Origin of the sequence: Marinobacter aromaticivorans (assembly GCF_002806975.1) — a bacterium.
Taxonomy (GTDB): domain Bacteria; phylum Pseudomonadota; class Gammaproteobacteria; order Pseudomonadales; family Oleiphilaceae; genus Marinobacter; species Marinobacter aromaticivorans.
In genome coordinates, this window is record NZ_NIHD01000008.1 from 151286 (window position 1) to 168922 (window position 17637).

The 17637-nt window shown below is 56.9% G+C and carries 17 protein-coding genes; 7 read left to right on the top strand and 10 right to left on the bottom strand.

All coding sequences use genetic code 11. The features are described 5' to 3' along the window. Positions 1-51: 51 nt before the first annotated feature. Both CDH48_RS13065 and pntB read left to right on the top strand, forming a co-directional pair. Positions 52-1629, top strand: a complete 1578-nt coding sequence (locus tag CDH48_RS13065; RefSeq protein ID WP_100689190.1) for a Re/Si-specific NAD(P)(+) transhydrogenase subunit alpha — start codon at positions 52-54, stop codon at positions 1627-1629. Positions 1630-1641: 12 nt separating this feature from the next. Next, positions 1642-3039: a Re/Si-specific NAD(P)(+) transhydrogenase subunit beta gene (pntB, locus tag CDH48_RS13070; RefSeq protein WP_100689191.1), complete on the top strand. Its 1398-nt coding sequence runs from the start codon at positions 1642-1644 to the stop codon at positions 3037-3039. 37 nt (positions 3040-3076) lie between these two features. Here the strand turns inward: pntB and CDH48_RS13075 are convergent, their stop codons facing one another. The 3 genes from CDH48_RS13075 to CDH48_RS13085 all read right to left on the bottom strand — a co-directional run bounded on the left by CDH48_RS13075 (position 3077) and on the right by CDH48_RS13085 (position 5409). Continuing rightward, the gene (locus tag CDH48_RS13075; protein ID WP_100689192.1) at positions 3077-3631 is read right to left on the bottom strand and encodes an HPF/RaiA family ribosome-associated protein; all 555 of its coding nucleotides are present in this window, start codon (positions 3629-3631) and stop codon (positions 3077-3079) included. 254 nt (positions 3632-3885) lie between these two features. Beyond that, a complete protein-coding gene (gene bamE / locus CDH48_RS13080) occupies positions 3886-4194 on the bottom strand; it encodes an outer membrane protein assembly factor BamE domain-containing protein (protein WP_100689193.1) in 309 nt (102 codons plus the stop codon). Between the two features lie 102 nt (positions 4195-4296). Further along, positions 4297-5409 (bottom strand): NADH:flavin oxidoreductase, encoded by a 1113-nt coding sequence (locus tag CDH48_RS13085; RefSeq protein ID WP_100689194.1) that lies wholly within the window; start codon positions 5407-5409, stop codon positions 4297-4299. 146 nt (positions 5410-5555) lie between these two features. On the opposite strand from CDH48_RS13085, the gene CDH48_RS13090 reads away from it, so the two are divergent. Together CDH48_RS13090 and CDH48_RS13095 are read left to right on the top strand one after the other, a co-directional pair. Next, positions 5556-6026 carry a winged helix-turn-helix transcriptional regulator gene (locus tag CDH48_RS13090; RefSeq protein WP_100689195.1) on the top strand — a complete coding sequence of 157 codons (471 nt, stop codon included), beginning with the start codon at positions 5556-5558 and terminating at the stop codon, positions 6024-6026. A gap of 156 nt (positions 6027-6182) precedes the next feature. Continuing rightward, positions 6183-6842 (top strand): OmpW/AlkL family protein, encoded by a 660-nt coding sequence (locus tag CDH48_RS13095; RefSeq protein WP_100689196.1) that lies wholly within the window; start codon positions 6183-6185, stop codon positions 6840-6842. 81 nt (positions 6843-6923) lie between these two features. Here the strand turns inward: CDH48_RS13095 and CDH48_RS13100 are convergent, their stop codons facing one another. The 6 genes from CDH48_RS13100 to rlmE form a co-directional block, all read right to left on the bottom strand. Beyond that, positions 6924-8237, bottom strand: a complete 1314-nt coding sequence (locus tag CDH48_RS13100; RefSeq protein WP_100689197.1) for a DEAD/DEAH box helicase — start codon at positions 8235-8237, stop codon at positions 6924-6926. 275 nt (positions 8238-8512) lie between these two features. Further along, positions 8513-9817 carry a hypothetical protein gene (locus CDH48_RS13105; RefSeq protein WP_100689198.1) on the bottom strand — a complete coding sequence of 435 codons (1305 nt, stop codon included), beginning with the start codon at positions 9815-9817 and terminating at the stop codon, positions 8513-8515. Between the two features lie 135 nt (positions 9818-9952). Next, complete coding sequence (locus CDH48_RS13110; protein WP_100689199.1) at positions 9953-11479, bottom strand: flavin-containing monooxygenase; 1527 nt, start codon at positions 11477-11479, stop codon at positions 9953-9955. Positions 11480-11572: 93 nt separating this feature from the next. Further along, the gene (locus tag CDH48_RS13115; RefSeq protein WP_100689200.1) at positions 11573-12301 is read right to left on the bottom strand and encodes an SGNH/GDSL hydrolase family protein; all 729 of its coding nucleotides are present in this window, start codon (positions 12299-12301) and stop codon (positions 11573-11575) included. Between the two features lie 15 nt (positions 12302-12316). After that, the gene (locus CDH48_RS13120; RefSeq protein WP_100689201.1) at positions 12317-12607 is read right to left on the bottom strand and encodes an encapsulin-associated ferritin-like protein; all 291 of its coding nucleotides are present in this window, start codon (positions 12605-12607) and stop codon (positions 12317-12319) included. A gap of 50 nt (positions 12608-12657) precedes the next feature. Then, on the bottom strand, positions 12658-13278 hold the full coding sequence (rlmE, locus tag CDH48_RS13125) for a 23S rRNA (uridine(2552)-2'-O)-methyltransferase RlmE (protein WP_100689202.1): 621 nt from the start codon (positions 13276-13278) through the stop codon (positions 12658-12660). 166 nt (positions 13279-13444) lie between these two features. On the opposite strand from rlmE, the gene CDH48_RS13130 reads away from it, so the two are divergent. After that, on the top strand, positions 13445-14176 hold the full coding sequence (locus tag CDH48_RS13130; RefSeq protein WP_100689203.1) for a TrmH family RNA methyltransferase: 732 nt from the start codon (positions 13445-13447) through the stop codon (positions 14174-14176). 134 nt (positions 14177-14310) lie between these two features. Beyond that, positions 14311-14979, top strand: coding sequence for a transglutaminase-like domain-containing protein (locus CDH48_RS13135; RefSeq protein WP_100689204.1), 669 nt, complete (start codon positions 14311-14313; stop codon positions 14977-14979). A gap of 95 nt (positions 14980-15074) precedes the next feature. On the opposite strand, the gene ahpF is transcribed toward CDH48_RS13135, so the two are convergent. Further along, entirely contained in the window at positions 15075-16640 is a 1566-nt protein-coding gene (ahpF, locus tag CDH48_RS13140) for an alkyl hydroperoxide reductase subunit F (protein WP_100689205.1), read from the bottom strand. A gap of 258 nt (positions 16641-16898) precedes the next feature. Between ahpF and CDH48_RS13145 the strand changes: the two genes are divergently transcribed. After that, entirely contained in the window at positions 16899-17630 is a 732-nt protein-coding gene (locus CDH48_RS13145; RefSeq protein ID WP_100689206.1) for a DUF3581 domain-containing protein, read from the top strand. Positions 17631-17637: the final 7 nt, after the last annotated feature.

The following is a 17637-nucleotide window of genomic DNA, read 5'->3' on the forward strand; positions in this document are numbered from 1 at the left end:
TGTAGGTAGCTCACGTTTATTTCATCAGTCCAGGCAGAGGACGTTTGCATCATGAAGATTGGCATTCCGAAAGAGATATTCACCGACGAACGGCGGGTGGCGGCCACACCGCCATCGGTACACAAGCTGATCAACCTCGGCTACGAAGTCACGGTTGAAACCGGCGCGGGTGAGGCTGCGCATTATCGCGATGAAGCCTATGAGGCGGTTGGTGCAACCATCGCAGTGGATACCCGCTCGTTGTGGAGCGACGCCGATTTCATTCTGAAAGTGCGCGCACCCATGCTCAATCCGGCTCTGGGCAAGCATGAAGCCGACCTGATGAAGGAAGGTGCCTTTCTTGTCAGTTATATCTGGCCGGCCCAGAACCCCGAGCTTCTGGAGAAACTTGCCGCCCGCAAAATCACCACCTTTGCCATCGACAGCCTGCCCCGGATCAGCCGGGCCCAGAAAATGGATGCCCTGAGTGCCATGGCTAACATCGCCGGGTATCGCGCGGTGGTGGAAGCCGCTAATCACTTCGGGCGCTTTTTCACCGGCCAGGTTACGGCTGCGGGCAAGGTGCCACCGGCCAAGGTGATGGTCATCGGTGCCGGTGTAGCAGGGCTTGCAGCCGTGGGCGCGGCGAACAGCCTGGGCGCTATCGTGCGGGCGTTTGATACCCGGCTGGAGGTGAAAGAACAGATTGAAAGCATGGGCGCGGAATTCCTGCAGCTGGATTTTGGCGACGAAGAAGGCAGTGGCACCGGCGGTTACGCCAAACAAATGAGCGATGAATTCATCAAGGCGGAAATGGCGCTGTTTGCCGAGCAGGCCAAAGAGGTGGATATCATCATCACTACCGCCCTGATCCCTGGCAAGCCGGCACCCAAGCTGATTACGGCAGAGATGGTCAAATCCATGAAGCCCGGCAGCGTGATTGTGGATCTGGCATCCGAACGCGGCGGTAACTGCGAGCTCACCGAGCCGGGCAAAATCGTCGAGCACCATGAAGTCACATTGATCGGCTATACCGATCTGCCCAGCCGTATGGCCAAGGTGGCCAGCGATCTCTACGCCACCAACCTGTTCCACCTGGTGACTGAGCTGACGCCCGAAAAAGACGGCCAGCCCCAGGTGAATATGGAAGATGATGTAATTCGTGGTCTCACGGTGGTACTGGGTCAGGATGTCACCTGGCCGCCACCACAACCACAAACACCTACCAGCCCCAAACCCGCACCGGGCACAGAAGAGCCCTCGGCAGAGCAGAAGGCAGCTGCGCACAAGGAATCCCGGCGCCGCAGCCTGATTGGCAAGGGTGCTGTGCTGATTGTCACTCTTGCAGCACTCTACGGTGTTGGCGCCTATGCGCCAGAGAGTTTCCTGCGACACTTTACGGTGTTTGTGCTGGCCTGTTTTATCGGCTGGCAGGTTGTGTGGAACGTAACCGCTTCCCTGCACACGCCTTTGATGAGCGTAACCAATGCCATCAGCGGCATTATCGTGATTGGTGCCATGCTGCATCTGGCCCAAGCGGAGAACGCGATCGTGGGGATCATGGCGTTTGTGGCGGTGCTGATTGCCAGCATCAACGTTGGGGGTGGCTTCCGGGTTACCCATCGCATGCTCAAAATGTTCCGCAAATAGGAGGCGACTGCCATGAGTACAGGACTCGTTAGTGTGGCCTACGTGGTCGCCAGCATATTGTTTATCCTCAGCCTCGGAGGCTTGAGCCATCAGGAATCTGCACGCCGGGGCAATCTTTACGGGGTGGCCGGCATTCTCATTGCACTGGTGGCCACCATGGCCAGTGTCAGTGACAGCGGGCTTGTGGCCATTGTGATTGCGGTGCTTGTGGGCGCCAGTATTGGCATCGTCATCGCCAACAAGGTGGAAATGACCCAGATGCCGCAGCTGGTGGCGCTACTGCACAGTTTTGTGGGCCTGGCGGCGGTGCTGGTGGGTTTTTCCGGCTACGTCGACCCACTGATCCACACCAGCGGCGCCGAGCACACCATCAAACTGGTGGAAGTGTTTGTGGGTATCTTCATAGGCGCTGTTACCTTCACCGGCTCACTCGTTGCCTGCGGCAAGCTGGACGGCCGGATCGACAGCAAAGCCCTGACCCTGCCCGGACGGCATCTGATGAACCTGGCTGCAATAGCGGTATCTGTGCTGCTGGGAGCCTGGTTCCTGAGTACCGACAGCATGGCCTGGGGAGTCATCATCCTGGTACTGATGACCGTCATTGCCTCCGTTCTGGGCATTCACCTGATCATGGCCATTGGCGGTGCCGACATGCCGGTGGTGGTGTCCATGCTCAACAGCTACTCGGGCTGGGCCGCAGCCTCCATCGGTTTCATGCTGGGCAACGATTTGCTGATCGTGACCGGTGCCCTGGTGGGCAGTAGCGGTGCCATCCTCAGTTACATCATGTGCAAGGCCATGAACCGCTCGTTTATCAGTGTGATTCTCGGTGGCTTCGGCCAGACCAGCAGCAGTTCTGTTGCAGGAGGTGCGGACGGCCAGACAGCGGTGGAGATCAGCGCAGACGAGGTGTGCGAAGAGCTGCGTAACGCCGATTCGGTGATTATCGTTCCAGGCTACGGCATGGCGGTGGCCCAGGCCCAGAGCGGGGTCAGTGATATGACCAAGCTGCTCAGGGAGCGTGGCGTGAATGTACGCTTCGGCATTCATCCGGTTGCCGGTCGCCTGCCCGGCCACATGAACGTGCTGCTCGCAGAAGCCCATGTGCCCTACGACATAGTTCTGGAGATGGACGAAATCAACGCGGATTTCCCGTCAACCGACGTGGTGCTGGTTATCGGCGCCAACGACACGGTGAACCCTGCCGCAGCCGAAGACCCGGGCAGCCCCATTGCCGGTATGCCGGTGCTTGAGGTGTGGAAAGCACGGCAGGTGGTGATTCTCAAACGGGGTATGGCGACAGGCTATTCCGGGGTGGAAAACCCGCTGTTCTTCAAGGATAACGCCCGTATGCTGTTCGGCGATGCCAAGGACAGCATCGACAAGCTGGTGAGCGGTTTGCGGGGCTGAGCTATAAACCATAGGCCTGCCCCGGTTTTCTCAGGAATTATCGTGCGGCAGGCTTAACCAGACTGGCTTGCGGCCCCTCATCGCCGCGTGATTCAACAAATCGAACCGTGTCTCCTTCGCTGAGTTTGCTAAAGCCAGGATGGGAGACACTGTTTTCGTGAAAATAGATTTCGCGCTCATCCGGTGTCAATAAGAAGCCATATCCCTCGTCTTTGAATATCTTGTTGACGGTGGCATACGGCGAGTCCTCGATAGGCTTTCGCGACTCTCGGAGGCGTCCGGAATAGTCCTTCAGCTGTCGCTCCGCCGCCTCGAATGCATTACGGATCGTCACGTATATATCATTAAAATCTTCATGCTCTGTCGGCTCACTGGATACCACTAACTCTTGGCCAGGAACGCTGATTTCAATGCTCACGCGATGGTTAAGAACGTCGTACTGCGGAGTCCGGTTGGGAACTTCCAGGGTGACACGACAGGATACAATATTCGGAAAATACTGCTTTAATTTGTCGGCGCGCTCACGCACAACCGCTTCCACCGGATCAGAACGCTCCGCGTTCCTGAATGTGATTTCCAAAGGTACCTGCATAATTCACCTCGTGTGAGAAATGTCGACGCAGTTAACGCACAAGCTGCGGGCGGTGCGTCGAGTCAGCCCACATTCAAAAAGAAGCAAACACCATTCGTTAAACTACTCCATGATTAAAAACGATACTAGATAGGTTCTTCGGGCAAGTCCAGCACCCCGGGGTGCCGGCAGCGCGGGACATGGCTGTCAAAAAGCCCGGAGCAGAGCAGGCGGTGTGGCGTCCGGATGCTCCGGGCACCACACCTGCAGAGCTTTTACTCGGTGGTATTGTATACGTAGGAAGATACGGTACCGTCGGGATTGAAGCGCACAACCAGATCCGTGGTTTCCGCATCCCCAAAGGCCGACCAGCGGTACTTGCCGTAAGTCCAGGTGCGCTTGCCGTCTTCAACGCCGGTGCGCCAGGGCTCGCCAAACATCTCCTGAATATCGGCCCGGGTGGTTTCATTCACCTTGATCTGATCGATGCTGTGAGTGGGGAAATCCTTACCCACGGTAGCGCAACCGGCAAACGCCAGCAGGCCCGCCAGCATCAATACTGAAAGACTGTTCTTCAAAGACATTGCCGCCCCTCCTGTGAAATTCTTCGTGTACAAAAACACCCCCCATCATACGCAAAGGCAGTGGGGGTGTGCTGTTACAGAGAGGAAATATTCTGCACGGGCTCAGTACAGTGTGGTGAGGGATTTACGGGCGAAGTCGTCCACCTCGCCAAGCCGTCCTTCCTTCACTTTGGTGAGCCACTGCGGATCCTGCAGCAGCGCCCGCCCTACGGCAATCAACTCAAACTCGTGGTTGTTCATGCGTTCTATCAGCTCGTCAATGCCCGATTGCTCAACCGCGTCTTTCTTGCTGGCAAAGGTGCCGCTGATGAAATCTTCCGTCAGGCCAACGCTGCCGACCGACATGGCAGGCTTGCCGGACAGCTTCTGTGTCCAGCCCGCCAGGTTGAGGCTGGAGCCTTCAAATTCCGGCTCCCAGAAACGGCGGGTGGATGCGTGGAATATATCCACACCCGCTTCAACCAGTGGCTTCAGGAATCGCTCCAGCTCTTCCGGGCTGTGGACCAGTTTTGCCTCGTAATCCTGCTGTTTCCACTGGGAGAAGCGCAGCATGATGGGAAACTCGGGGCCCACGCGGTAACGAACCGCCTCTACAATCTCCACCACAAAACGCAGGCGGTTCTCCAGGCTGCCGCCATATTCATCTTCACGCTGATTGGTGCCTTCCCACAGGAACTGGTCCAGCAGGTAGCCGTGGGCACCGTGAATCTCTACGCCGTCAAACCCGAGTGCTTTGGCATCCTGTGCGGCATCGGCAAAAGCGGTGACCACATCGTCAATATCGCCCTTGCTCATGGCCTTGCCATTGGGTTTGCCCGGCGCAAACAGGCCGTAGGGGCTGTAGCCGGGAACCGATGGATCCGGGTCTGTGCCTTCCTTGCGCACCGCGCCTACATGCCAGAGCTGCGGGAATATGGCGCCGCCAGCCTCGTGCACCGCATCCACCACATTCTTCCAGCCCGCCAGGGCTTCATCACCGTGAAAAGCGGGCACATTGGGATAACCATTAGCCGCAGGATGATTGACCGTGGTGCCTTCGGTGATGATCAAGCCCACGCCTGCCTCGGCCCGACGCCGGTAATAAGCAACAACATCCTCACCGGGAACGCCTTTGGGTGAAAAGTTCCGGGTCATGGGCGCCATGGCCACACGGTTGCGAAGGGTAAGATTGTGAATCCCGAAAGGTTCAAACATGGGGCCTAGATTCATGGTCATCCGATACTGCTCCCTGAAAACAATGGCTGTTGAATAATGCAGCCAGGCAGCTGACGGCGGCCAGACTGCCTTGCAAATTTGGTTTCTTAACGCAACTCTATTTAATCTGGTTTTAAGATGCAACCTTATTATGTACACTTGAGCCCATGGCCAGAAAACGTTTTGATGACTCCAATTGCTCCGTCGCTCGCGCCCTGAATCAGGTGGGTGACTGGTGGTCGCTGCTGATTGTACTGCACGCCATGTACGGCACCCGGCGCTTTGTGGATTTTCAGCAGGAGCTGGGCATTGCCAAAAATATTTTGTGTGACCGCCTGGCTCGCCTGGTGGAGAACGGCGTTCTGAAAAAAGTGGATGTGGGCGAGCACGGTTCCCGTTTCGAGTACCGCCTTACAGAAAAAGGCCGGGACCTGTTCCCGGTAGTGATTGCCCTGCGCCAATGGGGCGACAAATGGAATCCGGCGCCTGACGAGGTTCCACTTGATCTTCGCGACAAGGCGACCGGGCAGCCCATCCAGCCCGTTCAGGTACAAAATGCTAAAGGCGAACCCATCACGGTGCGGGATGTTTTTGTGCCCGGGGAACCCGTACCTGGCAGCAAAAAACGCCCTGCCTGACAATTCAGAAACGTTGTTTCCGCCCCATTTCTTGAGTTGCGTCAATCCCGCGCTGTAACACCAATCTCCCGCCTGTGATTATTGCGCTATATCAATTTTCCTTTCGCCACGATCTTTAATCTGGACTCAACAAAGATTCAGGTTAAGGAGAGATGTATGTCCCACACGTTTAAACTCAGTGTTTTGGCCGCTGCCGTTATGGCCGTTGCCCCCACAGCCCAGGCTTTTGAAGCCGGTGATTTCATTTTGCGTGCCGGTGCTGTGCATGTGGCGCCGGATGATTCCAGTGATGTCATTACCGTTGGCGGAGCATCGGCTTTAGGATCGGATGCGCGCGTTGCAGTGGATGCCAATACACAGCTTGGCATTCGCGCAACCTACATGTTTACAAGCAACCTTGGCGTAGGCGTACTGGGTGCTACCCCGTTCAGGCACAACATCAGCGGTGCAGGCGACCTTGAAGGCGCTGGCAAGCTTGCTGAGACCAAGCATTTGCCGCCAACGGTAACACTGCAGTATTTCCCCATGCACAGTGGTTCCGCTCTGCAGCCATATGTTGGGGTAGGCGTTAACTACACTACGTTCTTTGAAGAAAAAACCACAGGCGCGCTTTCTGGCCTCGATATCAAGCTGGACGACAGTGTCGGCGTTGCCGCCGAGATCGGCTTGGATTACATGCTCAGCGAGAATTTCGGTCTGAACGCAGCTGTTTGGTGGGCAGATATCGACACCACAGCGAAAGTTGAAACCCTGGACGAATTCGACGTCGAAATCGACCCCATGGTCTACATGGTAGGTTTCACCTACAAGTTCTGATCCCTGAAAAAGACAATGCGGAGCCTGAACTCCGCATTGTTTTATTCTCCTGCCGGTTGCCTGAAAGGCTTCAAGCACTCCTTACGAATTCTGGCTCTGGGCTGAGCGCCCACGCTGGCCGTTGCCGCCCTGGCTGCGACCACCGCTACGCCCGCCGGGCTTGTCACCAAAGCTGCGGGGTTTGCCAGCCGGCCGCCCATGACCGCCACTGCGATTACGGGCCTTGCTCGGATCCGCCTTGGCTTTAGGCTTCATAGCCACGTTGTTCTTCGGCTCAAAACCTTCCATTTCCTTGCGTGGCAACTGCTTTTTGATCAGCTTTTCGATGCCCACCAGCATCTTGAGCTCGTCGGCACTGACCAGTGACAGCGCGTGGCCGCTTTCACCGGCACGGCCGGTACGGCCAATGCGGTGTACGTAATCTTCCGGCACGTTGGGCAACTCGAAATTCACCACCTGTGGCAGCTGTTTGATATCCAGACCGCGGGCAGCAATGTCAGTGGCTACCAGCACGCGAACCTCACCCTGCTTGAATTCCGCCAGCGCCCGGGTACGGGCGCCCTGGGACTTGTTGCCATGGATCGCCGCAGCGGTAATGCCGTCTTTTTCCAGCTTTTGGGTCAGGCGGTTGGCGCCGTGCTTGGTGCGGGTAAACACCAATACCTGCTCCCAGCTGTTATCCCGCACCAGCTTGCTCAGCAGCGCGGTTTTCTGGTTCTGGTCTACTGTGTACACCGACTGCTTCACCTTTTCAGCCGTGGTGTTTCGAGCGGCCACTTCCACCTGCACCGGGTTATCCAGCAGGCCCTGGGCCAGGGCGCGAATCTCGCCGGAGAAGGTGGCAGAGAACAGCAGGTTCTGGCGCTTGGCCGGCAGCAGTGCCAGGATTTTTTTGATATCGCGGATAAAGCCCATGTCCAGCATGCGGTCGGCTTCGTCCAGCACCAGGATTTCCACTTCGTTAAATCGCACCGCGTTTTGCTGATACAGATCCATCAGGCGCCCTGGTGTGGCCACCAGCACGTCCACGCCTTTGCGCAGTTTCATCATCTGCGGATTGATTTTCACACCACCGAACACCACGGCAGCTTTGGTAGGCACATATTTACTGTAAAGATTCACGCTGTCGTGAACCTGCGCCGCCAGCTCCCGTGTGGGTGCCAGAATCAGGGCCCTTGGCCCTTTGCCTGTGCGGGGCTTCTCAGCCAGGCGCTGCAGCAATGGCAGGGTAAAGCCGGCGGTTTTGCCTGTGCCTGTCTGGGCGGCAGCCATAACATCCTTGCCGGAAAGTACCGCAGGAATAGCCTGAAGCTGAATGGGAGATGGGGTTTCATAACCCTGGTCGGTAGTTGCACGGACCAGTTGCTCGGACAAACCGAGTGAAGAAAAACTCATATAGGATTAACTCTTGATTGTTCTGCCTCCACGAACACCGTTCTCGGTGAATGCGGGCAGATGCCATGAGGATTCATGGAATAAAAAACGACTACGGTCACGCGCCGGTAACGGGGTGACGTCCTCTGACAGGTCGTATGGATGGTTTGCAACGCGGCTTGTGAGCCGGAAACTGCAGAATCCCTAGAGGCAGGATGCGTGCACAGTACCAGAGGCCTGCGAAATTAGCTACAAGGAATTCCCGGGCGACCGGCGTGAGCAAGCCGTCATGGGCGTCATAACAGTGCGATGGTAACCAGTGAGGCAAGCAGACTGGCAGCCGCCAGGCCGGCAAGAGACAACCGGAGATTCCATAGAAACGAGGCATCCATGGCCCTGTAACCTGTCAGGCGTTCCATAATCAGTGCGTTGGCTGCAAAGGGAGTTCCAAAGGCAGTCACGCCCCACCCGGTTACCATGCCGATACCCAGGCCAAGCAGCGCAGTGTCTGGCCAGATAACACCAAGAATGCCGCCCGCCAGAGTACCGATCACAATGGGGTTAACACCGGCCAGGCCGGCGCCGAAGAAAACCCAGGGCACGCAGGCTGCGATGGCCGGCCAGAGCCAGGCGGGTACATTTGGATCACCGCTGATCTGCCCCAGGACCGCGCCACTTATAACCGAGCCAATAAACGCCGAACCACCCACAATCGCCAGCTCGTTGCTGACATTGGCCATATTAACCAGGGGCGGATTCGTTTTGCGGCTCCACGCCAATAGCCGTGCACCAACAACCGCGCCCATGCAACTGAGCGTTACCGCATGGGCATAACTGAGCTGATACCACTGGCTGAGCAGGAACACTCCCGCGCAGATAACCAGGATGAGAGCGCCAAATCGCAGCCAGGGTGCCAGGCTTGCAGTGGGCTCAGCCGGCTCCGTTTGCTGAACCGTTTCCGGCTCACGCCAGATCAGCCCGCACAGTACCAGCGCTGCAGAAAACGGAACGGTAAACAGCAGCAACTGAAGGCTGCCAAGCCCCGGCAACAGCGTGAGAGTAAGTACCACTGAGATTGATAATGGTGAAAAGGTGGGCGATACACCAAAGCCCCTCAACACCGCCCGGGTGGCGTTCCGGGTAGCGGGAGAATCGCCACGGGTGCGCACACGCTCACCTACCAGGCTGCCTACGACGGCGACTGAGCCAAAATTCAGAGGGATTGAAACCAGAGAGGTGCCGAACGACAGGCTGAGGTAGCGCACCAAAGGCTTGCCTCCGAACAGGCTGGCTGAAATCTGCTGCAGATCACGTGTGCGGCCAAGCACGGAGGAGAGCAGCATAACTGCCAATATCAACCCCGCCAGGCGGCTCATGTTCCCTGCCGCCACGCCGATCAGGCCGGGGTCTCGCCCGAAGGCAAACACCAATGCCAAGCCCGCCACCAGAAACACAGCCCTGGGTACACGGCGCATATCCCGCCACCCCAGAATCACAGCCAGACTGACCGCCCCGGCACCAAGACCCGCCATACCGGGAACCAGTACGAGAATAGCGGCACTAAGGGCGATGTAGGCAAGAGCGGAACGTATCGGTTGCAAGAATGCACTTCCCGGGAGACAAAGCAGCGGATGCTACAGGTTCTGTGCATTACCGGGTATCCGCAATTATGGCAATACCCCTGGCCTATGGTTCCTTTTTTATGAAAAACAAACTTAGTACCGGATACCAGACTTTCAGGACCCAAACAACGCCGAGCGCAAAGGCCGGAGAAAACCGCGAGGCTCACCTTTACGGGCCGCAGTTTTCCTGCCGTCAAACTCCATGTACCCGTCTTCTATCGGATCAAAACGGAGAGTTTTTACATCCTCCAGATAGTTCTGGGACGCCCTCCAGGGGCCGTGGGTACCCTGGCGTGGAAGACGATCCTTGGCCCGCGTGACGTAGCCGGCGTCCAGGGATCCCATCACTGTATCCTCACCCAGGCTGTTCTCGTAATCCCGGGGAACCGCCATGCGCACGCCGTTGCGATCCATATAATTGATCAGCCGGCACAGGTACTCGCTGGCAATATCGGCTTTCAGTGTCCAGGAAATGTTGGTGTAACCGAAGATCATGCCCGCATTGGGTACGCCTTCTACCAAAACATTCTTGTAGACCACCTTGTTTTTCAGGACCACTTCCTGGCCGTCCACTTTTGGCTTTATACCTCCGAGCATCTGAATATTCAGGCCCGTCGCCGGGATAATAATGTCGGCGTCCAGGTGCTCACCGGATTTCAGCTGAATGCCGGTCTCAGTGAAACGCCCAATATGATCGGTCGCGATGGCTGCTTTGCCCGCTTTCAGTGCCTTGAACAGGTCGCCGTCTTTCACTACACACAGGCGCTGATCCCAGGGATTGTAGTTTGGCGTGAAATGACGCATGTCGGTTTGATCATCCAGTTGCCGCTTGATAATACCCAGAAACAGGCGACGCATGGCTTTGGGGTTCTTGCGGGAACGCTGGTACAAAAGCCGTGAGACAGAGATGTTACGGGCCCGGGTCAGCCGGTAGGCCGCCCGCGCAGGCAGCACCTTCTGCAGCGCGAGCGTTAGCTTGTCAGTTGACGGCAACGGCATCAGGTAGCTCGGTGAACGCTGCAACATGGTTACGTGGCCGGCTTTCTCAGCCATGGTGGGCACCAGGGTAATCGCCGTTGCGCCGCTGCCAATCACCACCACCTTCTTGCCGGTATAGTCCAGATCTTCCGGCCAGTGCTGCGGGTGCACAATCCGGCCTTTGAAGTCTGCTTCGCCGGGGAAGTCCGGCTTGTAGCCCTGATCGTAGTTGTAGTAGCCCGTACAGCCAACCAGAAAGCTGGCGGTATAGCTCTGGCTTTTACCGGTTTTTTCATTCACTGCAGTCAGCTTCCAGCATTTATCCACACTGGACCAGTCTGCTGTTTTTACTGCAAGGCCATAACGGATATGCCGCTCAACGTCGTGCTCCTTTGCGGTTTCACTCACGTAGTTTTTGATGGAAGCGCCATCGGCCAACACCTTGCCGCCTGTCCACGGGCGGAAGTTATAGCCAAAGGTGAACATATCCGAATCGGAGCGAATACCCGGATAGCGGAACAGGTCCCAGGTGCCGCCGAGCGACTGGCGCCGCTCCAGAATGGCGAAAGACTTGCCCGGGCACTCCCGTTTCAGGTGGCAGGCCATGCCAATGCCAGACACCCCGGCACCAATGATCAATACGTCAAAATGCTGTTCGCTCATAGCCAGTCTCTCAATTCCACTGTCGTTATTCTGGTACTGCTATGAGAGTTACAATAGCGCAACCGGGTATCAGCGATGATTGGCTTGCGGGGTCTAAATACGCTGATTTTGGGCCAGCCTGCGAATGGTAGCTGCAGAATGCTCTGCCCACACCCGATAGGCATCCCGGCCAGGATGAAAGCCATCGGAGGCCATAAAGCCGGGCTCCAGGGGAAAGGAAACGCTGAGATACTCCAGGCCATTTTCCCCGAAAACACGGCTGTTGCAGAGGTTTTCCATCAACCCGTTCAGCTGCCTGGCCCGCATACCCAGGTACCAGCGCAGGGGTTGAGGCAAGGCGGGGAAAAGGTGCATGGGCGGAATGGCAGTGAACAGAACGCGGGTGGCGCCCATACTGTCTACAAGACAGTCCGAAAGTTCGTGCAGAACCGAGAGCCATTGCCCGGTGCTGGTACGGCCGGTTACATCGTTAACACCGACCGATACAAGCACTACGTCGTAGTGAGCTTTCGGCGCTGCCTTGAGGGCGACCAGAACATCGGCTGCCTTACGGCCGGTTTCTGCCAGTAAACTCCAGGTTACGCAGTGATCCCTTGCCAGTTCACCAACCAGCTGGCCGGCCAGCGCATCCTGCTGGTTACTCACGCCCACGCCGGCGGCGGCAGAGTCACCAAGAATGAGAAGCCGGAGTTCCGGCCCCTCACCAAGGGTACCCTGGCGCTCGCCTTCAGGCTCTGGCAAACGCGGCGTTACCCGGCGAACATAGCGCCCCTGGCCGACAAGAACCGGTGCCAGCGCAAGGGTCGACAAGGGGTACAACACAGTGTTTACACCCGGTCAGTCGTGGTGACCAATCGGGCCTTCGGTAAACAAAAATTCCCGCAGGTGCTTGTCCATTACAGGATCCTTGCGGCGAATCCACTCCAGCACCATGGCAGCATGTTCCTTTTCTTCATCGCGGTTGTGCTCAAGAATCGCTTTCAACTCGGGATCCTTGCACGCATCCACACGCTGGTTGTACCAGTCAACCGCTTCAAACTCTTCCATCAGCGAGCTGACGGCACGGTGCATCTCTCGGGTTTCATCGGACAGTTCGCCTACCGGCTCGTGATAACTTTCATTTGCCATAATCTGATCCTTCTGAGTGTTTTTTTCCAACGTATTTATAGCACATCGGCTCAGCCCTTGAAGCCCTTGCCGACAATGTACACTTCTCGGGAACGGGCGCGGGACGAATCCGGTTTGCGCACAACGACCTTGTCAAACACGGCTCTGACCGATTTAACAAACTCATCGTAGCTTTCCCCCTGAAACACCTTGGCCACAAAGCTGCCTTTGGGCCTGAGTACCTGGCAGGCCATATCCAGTGCCAGCTCCACCAGGTACATGGAAGCGGCCTGGTCAGCCACGGTTACGCCGCTGATGTTGGGCGCCATATCAGAAATCACCACATCAACGCGGCTATCGCCCAGGGCTTCCATGATGGATTCAAACACGGCATTTTCGGTGAAGTCGCCCTGAATGAACTCCACCCCGGCAATGGCATCCATAGGCAGTATGTCGGAGGCCACTACCCTGCCCTTGTGGCCCACCAGAGCTGACGCCACCTGCGACCAGCCACCCGGGGCGGACCCCAGGTCCATCACCACCATACCGGGGTGAATCAGCCTGTCTTTCTTGTTGATTTCAAGAAGTTTGTAGCTGGCCCGGGAACGGTAGCCGTCGACCTGCGCCCGTTTGACGAAGGGGTCGTTCACGTGCTCATCAAGCCAGCGGCCACTGCTTTTGGATCGTGCCATGGGGACTCTTTTTAAAGTAATTTGGAACCGCTCGGAATGAACGCCGAGACGGCGCGAAGCCGCAGCTCATTGTACGTGCCCCGTTCCCGCCCGGCAAAACCTGACAACCTCTGGCAGCGCACGTACAATTGCCCGGCACACCCTCAGAGCCCACCCCGGACCGCCCATGAAGCTGGATAACATCAAAAAACTGCACCAGAAAAAACACCGCCAGGCGCTTGGGCACTACCTGGTGGAAGGCGAACACCTGGTTCTGGAGCTTCAGAAAGCCGCCCTGCGCCAGCCGCAGCTGTTATCTGCCGAGCTTTACGTAACCGGAGCTTACGAACACTGGGAGAGCCCCTTCCGGACTCACCTGATCAGCGAGCGCCAGATGGCAAAGCTGGCAGACACCCATACACCCCAAGGCATTCTGGCGGTTGCGCCCATACTGGATAAAGCCGCCATGGCGACCGCGGGTAATGAAAAAGCCATCTACCTGCACCAGGTTCAGGACCCGGGCAACCTCGGAACCATTCTGCGTACCCTTGCCTGGTTTGGCGGTTTTCGCTGCCTGCTGAGTCCCGGCAGTGTCGACCCCTACAACCCGAAAGTGGTCCGCGCCAGCATGGGGGCTATCTTTCATGTGCCCCTGGAAACCGAGGTGCCGCTGGCAAGCCTGAGTAACCGCTATCACTCTGTTGCCTGCCTGGACCTGAATGGCGACAGGCTGACCGCCAGGGCGTTTCGGCATCACGACTGCTATGTGTTCGGTAACGAGGCTCGTGGCATTCCCCGCGACGCCCTGAGCCAGCTCGGCGCCAAACCCTACACCATCCCGGGAGAAGGCGGGATTGAATCCCTTAACCTGGCTTCAGCGGTCAATATGTGTGCCTACGAACTGGTTCGGGGCTCATAACCGCGCTGGAGGGATCCACTGCGATAGCCGGGCATGGTTTATTAGGGCATTGAGGGTGGTCGTTATCGTCATTGCCTGTAGCTTGCTAATCAGAGATGATTAATGCCCTGCTTGCAACTGGATAGACAACAATAATGGAAGCCTACCTGCAGCCAACCGAGTTTTTTGACTACAACCAGCCGCAACTGAAAGCCTGGATTAAGGCTCAGCTTGAAGGCGTGCCGGAGGAGCCGGTAGAGCAGGCAAAGGCCCTGTACCTGGCTGTTCGGGATGGCATCAGCTACAACCCCTACGTGTTTCGTACCGAACCCGAAACCTTCAGTGCCAGCTACGCACTGAAAACCGGCGAAAGCTACTGCGTACCCAAGGCTGTCTTGCTCGGTGCTGCCGCGCGATCCATCGGCATTCCCAGCCGCCTGGGCCTTGCCGATGTGCGCAACCACCTTTCAAGCCCGAAGCTGATCGAGTGGCTGCGTTCGGATATTTTTCGCATGCACGGGTTTATCGAACTTTACCTGAACGGCCAATGGGTGAAAGCCACCCCTGCGTTCAACAGGCAGCTTTGCGAGCTGATGGGGGTGGAGCCCCTGGCATTTGACGGCGTACACGATTCCATTTTCCAGGAATATACCGAAGCTGGCGAAGCGCACATGGAATATGTGAATGATCACGGCGTGTTCGACGACGTTCCCCGGGAATTCATCATATCCGGCGTTAAAGCAGCCTACGGGCATCTGTTTTCAGAGAATGGAGAGCCGCCAGCGGCTGAGGAAAGCCTGGAGCGGGATATATCCGGCAACTGATACGACAAAACGGTATTGCCTGTGCAGGCGAATACCGTTCCGGATCTGGCCGGGATTCTCTCCCGGCCCCTGCTTGAATGGCTCAGCCGTTCAGTTTATTCCACCGAATTGCGGATCAGATAGTCAAAGGCGCTGAGCGCGGCTTTGGAACCTTCTCCCATGGAAATCACAATCTGCTTGTAAGGTACGGTGGTGGCATCGCCGGCTGCAAACACGCCCGGGATGGACGTTTCGTTGCGGTCGTTAACGATGATCTCGCCATGCTGGCTCAATTCGATATCACCTTTGAGCCATTCCGTGTTGGGCACCAGCCCGATCTGTACAAACACACCCTCGAGCGCTACATGGTGATTTTCACCGGTGTTCCGGTCGGTGTAGTTCAGCCCGCTTACCCGACCATTCTCACCGAGGATTTCAGTGGTTTGACCGGACGTGATGATGTCCACGTTATTCAGGCTGCGCAATTTCTTCTGCAACACCTCATCGGCGCGCATTTCCGCACCGAATTCAATCAGGGTGACATGGCTGACAATGCCGGCCAGGTCGATGGCGGCTTCCACGCCGGAGTTACCCCCGCCAATCACCGCAACATGCTTGCCCTTGAACAGCGGGCCGTCACAGTGCGGGCAGTAGGCGACGCCTTTGTTGCGGTATTCTGCTTCACCCGGCACACCCAGCGGGCGCCAGCGGGCACCGGTAGCCAACACCACCGAACGGGCCTTGAGTGATGCTCCGTTGGCCAGGCGAATCTCATGGGGCTGGCCGCGTTCGCTTGCCGGAATCAGCTTCTCCGCGTGCTGCATGTTCATGATGTCCACGTCATACTCTTTGACGTGCTGCTCCATGGCTGCAACCAGCTTCGGGCCCTCGGTATAGGGTACCGATATCAGGTTCTCAATGCTCATGGTATCCGCTACCTGACCACCAAAGCGGTCAGCAGCCAAGCCCGTGGAGATGCCCTTGCGCGCAGCATAGATAGCCGCTGCGGAGCCTGCCGGGCCACCGCCGATCACCAACACCTCAAAGGTGTCTTTCTGGTTGATTTTCTCGGCTTCTTTTTCATCCGATCTGGTGTCCAGCTTGGCAACAATCTCTTCCAGTGTCATCCGGCCCTGGCCCCAGGGCTCGCCGTTGAGAAATACGCTGGGCACTGCCATGACTTCACGCTTTTCCACTTCGTCCTGGAACACGGCACCATCAATGGCGGTGTGGCGAATACCCGGGTTGAGAACACTCATCAGGTTCAAAGCCTGCACCACGTCCGGGCAGTTCTGGCAGGACAGTGAAAAGTAAGTCTCGAATTCAAACTCCCCTTCCAGCTGCTGAATCTGCTCGATCACCTCCCGGGAGGCCTTGGGCGGGTGACCGCCCACCTGCAACAGCGCCAGAACCAGCGAGGTAAACTCGTGGCCCATGGGAATACCCCCGAAGCGCACGCCGGTATCTTCCCCTACCCGGTTAATGCTGAACGACGGGCGACGCACATCGTTTGACTCTTCCGTGCGCAGGCTGATCTTGTCAGACATAGACTCGATTTCTTCCAGCAGTTCCCTGAGCTCCCGGGACTTCTCGCCATCATCATAGGCCGCCACCAGCTCGATCGGCTGCTGCAGCTTTTCCATGTAGGCTTTGAGTTGCTGTTTGATATTGGCATCCAACATGTAACATTTCTCCTTCTGAGTTCTTTCGACGGGCTGTCTGAGCTGTATTGACCACTGAATCGACTATGACGCTATGATAGCCAGCCACCTTATTAAGCTCAAATTAATTGATGCAAAGCATTTGATAGCTGAATCCTATAACAGGACAATAAATCATGTGGGTAAATGGACAAATAGCGCATACCCATACACGCTCGACCCCGGTACCATGTTGAAGACCTTTGTGGCGTCACCCTTTGCATTCAGGACAAGCAGCACATGTTCCCAGACCGTTATCATTCCATTCAGGACGGACGCGTTTACATTTCCGCATCCCAGGCCAGTCAGTTCGCCAAGGAAATTGCCGGAGACTTCAATCCGATCCACGACCCCGATGCGCGCCGGTTCTGCGTTCCGGGGGACCTGCTTTTTGCCGTTGTGGTTTCACGCTTCGGGCTTTCCCGGCATATGACGTTCAGATTTCGCGCCCTGCTGGGCGATAGCGTGCCTCTGGAGTTCCGGCAAAATGGTGACGAAATTATCGAAGTCTGCGATCAAAACGGCAAAGTCTATCTCGAAGTCACCCGCAGTGGTGAAACTACCGGGGATGAACGGGTTGTCGAGGAGTTTATCCGCTGCTATGTAGCGGCCTCCGGCAAGAATTTTCCCCACACCCTGAAGCCGCTGATGGAATCGAAAGGCGTGATGTTCAATCCCGATCGCCCCATGGTGATGTACGAGAGCATGAGCCTCGCGCTGGACAGCCTGAACGCCGCCTCGCCAGCGCTGGAACTGCACAATGCCGATCTGGAAGCTAACGGTAAACGCGGCAATGTAACGCTTGATTACCGCCTGATGTCCGATGGTCGCCCAGTGGGTGAAGTGGCAAAACACCTGGTATTGGGCGGTTTGCGGCCCTACTGCCCCGATGCCATGGCCGAAGTGATTGAGGAATTCTATCGCCTCAAGGCGCGTGGATCACACTATGGTACCGATATTGCCGGCTCCTGATTCCAGT

Excerpts from the sequence above, each read along its gene's own strand:
- CDH48_RS13065 (WP_100689190.1), top strand. The coding sequence starts at position 52 with ATGAAGATTGGCATTCCGAAAGAGATATTCACCGACGAACGGCGGGTG.
- pntB (WP_100689191.1), top strand. The coding sequence starts at position 1,642 with ATGAGTACAGGACTCGTTAGTGTGGCCTACGTGGTCGCCAGCATATTG.
- CDH48_RS13075 (WP_100689192.1), bottom strand. The coding sequence starts at position 3,631 with ATGCAGGTACCTTTGGAAATCACATTCAGGAACGCGGAGCGTTCTGAT.
- bamE (WP_100689193.1), bottom strand. The coding sequence starts at position 4,194 with ATGTCTTTGAAGAACAGTCTTTCAGTATTGATGCTGGCGGGCCTGCTG.
- CDH48_RS13085 (WP_100689194.1), bottom strand. The coding sequence starts at position 5,409 with ATGACCATGAATCTAGGCCCCATGTTTGAACCTTTCGGGATTCACAAT.
- CDH48_RS13090 (WP_100689195.1), top strand. The coding sequence starts at position 5,556 with ATGGCCAGAAAACGTTTTGATGACTCCAATTGCTCCGTCGCTCGCGCC.
- CDH48_RS13095 (WP_100689196.1), top strand. The coding sequence starts at position 6,183 with ATGTCCCACACGTTTAAACTCAGTGTTTTGGCCGCTGCCGTTATGGCC.
- CDH48_RS13100 (WP_100689197.1), bottom strand. The coding sequence starts at position 8,237 with ATGAGTTTTTCTTCACTCGGTTTGTCCGAGCAACTGGTCCGTGCAACT.
- CDH48_RS13110 (WP_100689199.1), bottom strand. The coding sequence starts at position 11,479 with ATGAGCGAACAGCATTTTGACGTATTGATCATTGGTGCCGGGGTGTCT.
- CDH48_RS13120 (WP_100689201.1), bottom strand. The coding sequence starts at position 12,607 with ATGGCAAATGAAAGTTATCACGAGCCGGTAGGCGAACTGTCCGATGAA.
- rlmE (WP_100689202.1), bottom strand. The coding sequence starts at position 13,278 with ATGGCACGATCCAAAAGCAGTGGCCGCTGGCTTGATGAGCACGTGAAC.
- CDH48_RS13130 (WP_100689203.1), top strand. The coding sequence starts at position 13,445 with ATGAAGCTGGATAACATCAAAAAACTGCACCAGAAAAAACACCGCCAG.
- CDH48_RS13135 (WP_100689204.1), top strand. The coding sequence starts at position 14,311 with ATGGAAGCCTACCTGCAGCCAACCGAGTTTTTTGACTACAACCAGCCG.
- ahpF (WP_100689205.1), bottom strand. The coding sequence starts at position 16,640 with ATGTTGGATGCCAATATCAAACAGCAACTCAAAGCCTACATGGAAAAG.
- CDH48_RS13145 (WP_100689206.1), top strand. The coding sequence starts at position 16,899 with ATGTTCCCAGACCGTTATCATTCCATTCAGGACGGACGCGTTTACATT.